This window comes from Actinoplanes sp. NPDC051851 (assembly GCF_040681165.1).
Lineage (GTDB): Bacteria > Actinomycetota > Actinomycetes > Mycobacteriales > Micromonosporaceae > Actinoplanes.
This window is the reverse complement of record NZ_JBFAYF010000021.1, coordinates 132,778-139,576: the sequence shown is the minus strand read 5'-3', so window position 1 is coordinate 139,576 and position 6,799 is coordinate 132,778. Positions and strand designations below refer to the sequence as shown.

General features: G+C 68.0%; 6 protein-coding genes. 3 read left to right on the top strand and 3 right to left on the bottom strand.

Annotated elements, in window-relative coordinates; genetic code table 11:
• Positions 1–39: 39 nt before the first annotated feature.
• Entirely contained in the window at positions 40–1,029 is a 990-nt protein-coding gene (locus AB0M08_RS21470; RefSeq protein WP_364495819.1) for a hypothetical protein, read from the bottom strand.
• Positions 1,030–2,040: 1,011 nt separating this feature from the next.
• Here AB0M08_RS21470 and AB0M08_RS21465 point away from each other — a divergent pair.
• The gene (locus AB0M08_RS21465) at positions 2,041–2,925 is read left to right on the top strand and encodes a replication-relaxation family protein (protein ID WP_364495816.1); all 885 of its coding nucleotides are present in this window, start codon (positions 2,041–2,043) and stop codon (positions 2,923–2,925) included.
• 646 nt (positions 2,926–3,571) lie between these two features.
• The gene (locus AB0M08_RS21460; RefSeq protein WP_364495813.1) at positions 3,572–3,715 is read left to right on the top strand and encodes a hypothetical protein; all 144 of its coding nucleotides are present in this window, start codon (positions 3,572–3,574) and stop codon (positions 3,713–3,715) included.
• A 100-nt stretch (positions 3,716–3,815) separates the two neighbouring features.
• On the opposite strand, the gene AB0M08_RS21455 is transcribed toward AB0M08_RS21460, so the two are convergent.
• Both AB0M08_RS21455 and AB0M08_RS21450 read right to left on the bottom strand, forming a co-directional pair.
• Positions 3,816–4,205, bottom strand: coding sequence for a hypothetical protein (locus AB0M08_RS21455; RefSeq protein WP_364495810.1), 390 nt, complete (start codon positions 4,203–4,205; stop codon positions 3,816–3,818).
• A 126-nt stretch (positions 4,206–4,331) separates the two neighbouring features.
• Positions 4,332–5,894 (bottom strand): recombinase family protein, encoded by a 1,563-nt coding sequence (locus AB0M08_RS21450; protein WP_364495807.1) that lies wholly within the window; start codon positions 5,892–5,894, stop codon positions 4,332–4,334.
• Positions 5,895–5,956: 62 nt separating this feature from the next.
• Between AB0M08_RS21450 and AB0M08_RS21445 the strand changes: the two genes are divergently transcribed.
• Positions 5,957–6,664, top strand: a complete 708-nt coding sequence (locus tag AB0M08_RS21445; RefSeq protein WP_364495804.1) for an FAD/NAD(P)-binding oxidoreductase — start codon at positions 5,957–5,959, stop codon at positions 6,662–6,664.
• The last annotated feature ends 135 nt before the right edge of the window (positions 6,665–6,799 follow it).

The window sequence follows — 6,799 nt, the reverse complement described above, 5'->3', positions numbered from 1 at the left end:
CGGTGAGCCCGTCACCGTCCAACCCGGCGAACAGCCCTTCTAACCAGCACAACTCGAAAGATCAGCCGTTACACCACTTCCGGGGACTTGACCTCGTTTGCTGGCTGGCAGGTGGGCGGAAAGTTCGCGGATGATGATGGCTTCGGCGCGTTTGCGGCGTTTCTTTCCTGTCTCGCCGCCTTCGATCTTGTCGACTTCGGCGGCGGCCTGGTCGATGGTTTTGCGGAGTCCGTGGGTGCTTCCTGGCGGCCAGTGCCGCTCCAGGCGGGTTCGGGCGACGAGTTCCGCGTCGATGGCTTTGAGTTGTAGTCCCTCGCGGCGGCGGCTGGCGGCCGGCGCTGGCCCACTTCGGCGACGCCGGTTGCCGACGATGCGGGAGTCAGCCGGGAGAGGCGGGTCGGTGGGGCGGGGCGGCGGGGCGGTGTCGATGATCAGCCGGATCAGTACGAAGTCGGGATGGCCGGGCGGCGGTTGGCGTAGCCGTAGGTCACCGATGTTGCCGGTGGCTTCGGCTTCGAGCGGGTCGTACAGGTGGGCGTGGCGTTCCCGGTCGAGGTATGCCTTGGTGGCGTGGTAGCGGGTCTGGTTGACCAGGCGGGCGCCGACGTGCGGTGCAGGTGTCTGGATCCGGTCGCAGGTGATCAGGAACTCGCTGACGGTCTCCTCGTTGGCGCGGCGGATCTTCGCCCGAGACAGGCGTTTCGGCGCCAACCGAACGGCGATCGACTTCAGTGCGTAGTACTGCGCGGCGACGGCGTAGCACGACCAGTCCCCGGCCTCGGTGCGGACCTGATCGATGATGTGCCGCCACACCGCGTCGCGGACCTCCAGCGAGGTGGTCGGGCGCATCACCCATCGCTGCGCCGTGAACGCGCAGACCACCGCGCCCGAGCCGACGGTCCCAGCGAGGTCGAACAGCGCGGCGGGTACGCCGACATCGGTTAGGTGCTCGCTGGCGCGCAGCATCTCACCGATCAGGGTTGCGTCGGCGCGCGGCAGCTCGCGGTCGGTGTGGTCGTGTACGACCACACCCGGCTCCGGCCCCGCCGATGGGGCGTGGTGGCTCGTCAACACCACCGCATCCACCGTCCCCGGCTCGCGTCCCCGGTGAGGCTTCGGCGCAAGGCGATGCCGGATGGGGCGCTTCGCGCGAGCGGCCGGATGAGTGCGCGTGATGTCGGAACCATGGCGTTCGGTGGCCTCCGTCCCGCGTGATGCAACCGCCGCGTACTCGCCACCCGTCCGGTCGTGACCGGCGGAGACAGTCTGGTGATCAACAGCGTAAACCCGGACCGTACAGGCGTGCCGCTCTCGAATTCTGTTGATCTCTGTCCCCTGGAGGCGTTCCCGGACCGCCTTTTGCTGTGCAGGCTCGCAGCGTGTGGGGATGCGGCTGACCGGTGACGCCAGACCTGGCTATTCGGACGAGATCAGATCGGCCGTTCAGAGGAATCTCGTTGATCTTTGTCCCCGGAGGGCTGTCACCGATCGCCTTCTCATGACGTCGGCCCCATCTCGCGACGGGGTAGCCCTCATCCTTGTGACTGTTCCGGCCTCCTGTACCCCGGCCCGAACCTGTTCCCCTTCACCGTGATCGCTGACTCGCTTGTCTTCCAGCGGCCTCGCCGGTTCCCCGGCGGGGCCGCTATCGCTTCTTCGGCACCAAACCGGCGACGAGCACCTGCCGGCTACTCACGGCCGATCCGTTCCACCACCGCGGGCCTGATCCGGCATGGCGCTTCGGCGTCGGGCCGGTGCTGCGACGGACGTTGATCGCAAGGGACAGACTCGCTGGCTCGCCAGTTGGGTCCGGTGTCGGCCTCCGTCAGGGTGGTCGCCGGGATGGCCGTTGCGGGGTCAGTCTTGATCTGGACCCCTAAACGGACCCTCTTGTTGGTCTGACAGTGCAGGTCACGGCCCTGCTGGGCGAGACCCGTGCATGTCCAGACAGACCCTCTACTGGGTCTCTCCCCCTGGGGATGTACCGACATCACGGTACGTCCTCATCAGCTTGTCTCATCGATCGAAAAGGGCTCGTGTATGCAAGAAGACTTCCTCCGGATCCAGTCCCGGTTGACCGAGCGAGATCACGTCCTGCTCGGCTGGCTGGCCGATCACGGCGTGTTCACCTCGTTCCAGATCGCCCACGCCCTGTACCCGTCCCTCGACTTCGCTCAGCGTCGGCTGCGCAAGCTGTGCGCCACGGACATGGAGGTGCTGGCCCGGTTCCGGCCGCTGCGGGCAGAGGGCGGCACCTACCCCTACCACTACGTACTCAGCCAGCGCGGCACCGAACTCGTGGCCGTCGCCCGCGGCGAAGACCTGCCCCGCCGCGACCAAGCTCGCAAGCGGCGCTGGCATCTGACCAACCGGGCCAACCTGCCCCATCTGTTGGGCGTCAACCAGTTCTTCACCGATCTGGCCGGCTACGCCCGCACCCACCCGCACGCGTCCCTCGACCGGTGGTGGCCGTCATCGCGGTTCGCCACCTTCGCCGGGTTCATCGAACGAGGCGACTCCCCGACGGTACTCGCGGCGGTACCGAAGGTACGCCCGGACGGGCACGGCATCTTCACCGAACACGGCCGCAGCGTGCCGTTCTACGTCGAGCACGACACCGGCACCGAGCCGCTGACCACCCTGGTCAACAAGATCGACGGCTACCTCGACCTCGCCCGCCGCACCGGCCGCCTCCGGCCGGTGCTCTTCTGGCTGCCCACCGCCTTGCGGGAACGCCACCTGCACCAACGGCTCACCGAGGCCGGGGTCGCCTACCTCATCGCCACCGCAGCCCGCGACACGGCCACACAGCGGGCGCTGAGCCCCGCCGACGAGGTGTGGCAGGTCTACCACATACCCGGCGCCCGACGTCGGCTGACCGACCTCGCCGACCTGGCCAGCGAACCCTCAATAGGCTCGCAGTGACTCCGCATCGGACGAAGAGACGAACCGCCGCCGACCTGTCCGCCCGCGCCTGAGGGCGGACAGGGCCGTGAGACACGGAGAACGGCCTGTCCGCCGAACAGCACGCGCCTGCCGCAGCCTCGGTGGACAGGTTCTGTCAGGACGGGACAGGTCCGGACAGAAACGCCTCGCCGCCGGCGGCCTGCTGTCCATCGGCGCACGCCGCTGCCAGGGCTGCTGTCCGGGCGGCTGGATCCCGGGTTCCGAGCGTTCGTCATGATCGACAGAAGCGCCCGTGAGCTGCACTGTCAGATCGAGGGAACGGGCACCATGCTGCAATCGCGCCTATCCCCGATCTGACGACGGGTTGGCCAGGTGCGCCCTGCCCCGCGCGCTCGTGCCGCCCACCCCGACTCGCCCGGCACCGAGCCGGGAGATCACCACGAAGTGAAGGAGATGCCATGCAACCCATGATCATCCGCTGCTTGCCGATCAATGTCCCCCGAGGAGGACTGTGGTCAGGAGCCGTCAAACCCAACGGCTGAACCGCCGCACACCCAGCAGCCCAGCGCCCTCCGCCACCACCCCGGCGGAGGGCGAACTCGTTGATGCGGACAACCCGCACGCGTACACCCCCGGACATCCCGACGCCCACGGCACCCTGCCCATGGCGCGGCTGCTCACCGACCCGGCCATCGAACAGGAGATCCAAGCCCTGGCCGCCGAAGCCGGCCTACCCAACTCCGACCAAGCCGCCCGCCTCGCACGTCTGCTACGCCTCGACCGCCACCAACACCGCGACGCGGCCTGACCCAGCGGCCTATGAAGAGGATCTGCGGCGGGCGGCGGCCCTGACGCCGCCCGCCCGCCGCAGACTCGACAGCGCCGCGCGTACTCGACCTATGTCCCGGCTACTTCTCGCCCGGCAGGTCGGTGCGCTCCAGAAACACGCCCTTACTGGGACGCCGGAAGTACCCCGATTCGACGAGCGCCGCCTCAACGATGGAACAGGTGTCCTCGGCCTCAACCGCGATAGTCCTTTGCGCGTTCGCACCGGTCAGTAGAGCACCCAGCGCTGTCGGCAGCATCGCCTTGAAATGGCGGAAACCGTCCATCTGCGCCAACGCCTCCACCGCCTTGGCCGGGACCGTCCCCCGGACGGGACTATCGCTCAACAGGTAGACCAGCGTCTTGGCGAAGACCGCCAACTCGAACACATGGTCAACTTGAATCTCGATCGTGTCCGGCCGGGTCTTCGACCCGAAGATGTCCGCAGCCGATGCAACCTCACGGGGATCCACCGATATTGTTTTGCCCATAAAACGGACATTACGTCAAGCTGGATCTTCGGTGGCAACGCGAGCCTCCACCTCACCCCGGAGGGTCGCCGGGCTGCTCGGCGCCCACCGCGTAGCCGAGGGCCGCGCTCATGCCGCCGTGTCAGTATCCTGCTCGCCGAAGTTCCACTTCCATTCGAGGCGGTGGCGGCCGAACGGCTTGCGGCTACCCTTGCCCGCCGGGAGCAGCTTGATGTCCGCGACCAGGCGGATGATCTCTCGCTTGACCGCGACCTCGTCACCCAGCTCGGCCCACGCCGCGACCGCCTGCTTGCCGATGCGACCACGCAGCACCGGTGGGATACCAGCTTCGGAGGCGCGCTGCTCGTGCTGGGCGATCTGGTCGAGCAGGCCCTTCTCGGCGCGCGCGAAGCTGATCGCGGTCACGTCCCCGATCTCGGCGAGCCTCCGCCAGTCCTCCAACTCACCCCGCAACCGGTCGGCCTCCGCTCGCGCGTGCGCGACGTCGGCATCAGTGGCAGTCTGCGCGGTCAGGATCTCGTGGATGTCCTCACGCGACAGCCAGGCGACCACCGTCCGCTCGACGAACTCGTCCAGCACCTCCATCGGCACCGCCGCGCATCGCTTCTTCAAACAGGCGTACAGCACCCTCGACCAGCTTCCGCGGCTGGCCACCTGTCGCGAGATCGGGCCACCGCAGGTCTTGCAGGGGATGACGTAGGACAGCAGATACACCGCCCGTCCCGGACGGGTCGTCGTCCGGGACGGGTCCTTGAGCAAGCGGACGGCCGCCCAATAGGTCTCCTCGTCCACGATCGCGTCCCAGATCCCGTCCCCGACGACCGCGCCGCGCAGGACGCGCTTGCCGATGTAGGCCGGGTTCATCGCCATCACCCGGATCCCCGAACGCCGCCACGCGATCCCCGTCGGGGACGGGATACCTCGGGCGTTCAACCGCTCCTCGATCGTGATCAGCGGCGTCCCGCTGGTCACCGCGTCGAAGATCTCCTTCACGATCCCTTCCCGGGTGTACTCGCTCGTCGTGCCGTCCGGAGCGGTGGCGGTCAGCACCTCGGTATCGGCCTCCTGCCGCTCCAGTGCCCGGGTCCGCGTGTTGTAGACACGCCGGTAGCCGTAGGTGACCTTTCCGTGCGGGCGCCCGGACTCGGCCGCGCCGACGATGCCGCGCAGCACGTTGTCGCGGATCGAGTCGGCCAGCCACTCCGCCTGCACGGCCTGGAAACCGAGCATCATCCGGTCGTTCTTGTCCCGCAGGTCGTAGAGCACGCCGCCGACCAGCCAGAAGTTCAGGCCGACCTCGGTACACATGTCACGGATCTTCACGTACACCGCGAGATCCCGCTGGTTCCGGGAGATCTCCCAGATCACCAGGACGTCGCCCCTGCCCGTCTGGATCGCCTCGATCAGCCGCTCGAACTCCTCGCGCTCCTTGGTCGCGTGACGGCTGGCCGACCGGTCGTTGTCGGTGAACGACGCCGCATCGGTCCAATCGCGGGAGTTGATCTCCTTGACGTTGAGTACGCCCTGGTCGTGAACGCTCTTGCCCTGTTCCTTCTTGTCCTGCGACGCCCGCTGGTAGCGCAGCGCCCGAACCTCGGACCCGCCCGCCAGCAGAGTGGCCTTGCTGTCGAACCGAATCGTGTTTCGCGCCCGTCCCGCCCGCTGTACCATCGATGCCGTCCCATTCCCCCTGGTCAACGTCTCAACACGCCAACCATAGCTGTTATCGACGGATGAGAGTCGTGGACCCGCTCCCCGAGCCGATGGCGCGCCTGGTCGGCCCGGAGATCGCGAGCAGCCTGGTCGGCCTGCACGCCACCAACGGCGTCCAGACCCGGTTCGGCGTCGGCGTGGTCGGCATCTCGGGCCACGCCGGGGACCTCACGGTCGAACTGGCCGACGGCGAACGCCTCGCGACGTCGACCGCGGTGGTCGGCATCGGCTCGGTTCCGGCCGTCGAGTGGCTCACCGGGTCGGCGCTCAAGCTCGACGACGGCGTGGTGACCGACGGGTTCCTGCGAGCCATCGGCGCGCCCGGCGACGTCTACGCCGTCGGCGACGTCGCCCGCTGGCCGCATCCCGGCCGGGGCGTGGAGGTCCGCGCCGAGCACTGGACCAATGCCAGCGACCAGGCGCGCTACGTGGCCGCGGCCATCGTTTCCGGCGCCGATACGGCGTACGAGTCCTCCGACTACGTCTGGTCCGACCAGTACGACTGGAAGGTCAACGCGGCCGGCTGGCGCGACCCGGCGGGCTCCTCGACCGTGATCGGGGATCTCGACGCGCTCGGCAAGGCCGCCGTCGTGCACGCCGACGCGGTCGGCGCGGCCTGCGGCGTGGTCACGGTGAACTGGGTGCGCGCGCTGAACCAGGCCCGGCGCCGGCTGACGGCCGGGGAGTCGCACGCCGCCATCGTCGAGGCGCTGCAGCATCTGCTCTGATGCATCCGCTTTGATGCATCGCACTTGATGCATCGCACTTGATGCATCAACCCAGATGCATCGCGTTTGATGCATCACATGCGATGCATCCTGACTGATGCATCAACCCTGATGCATCACATGCGATGCATCAAC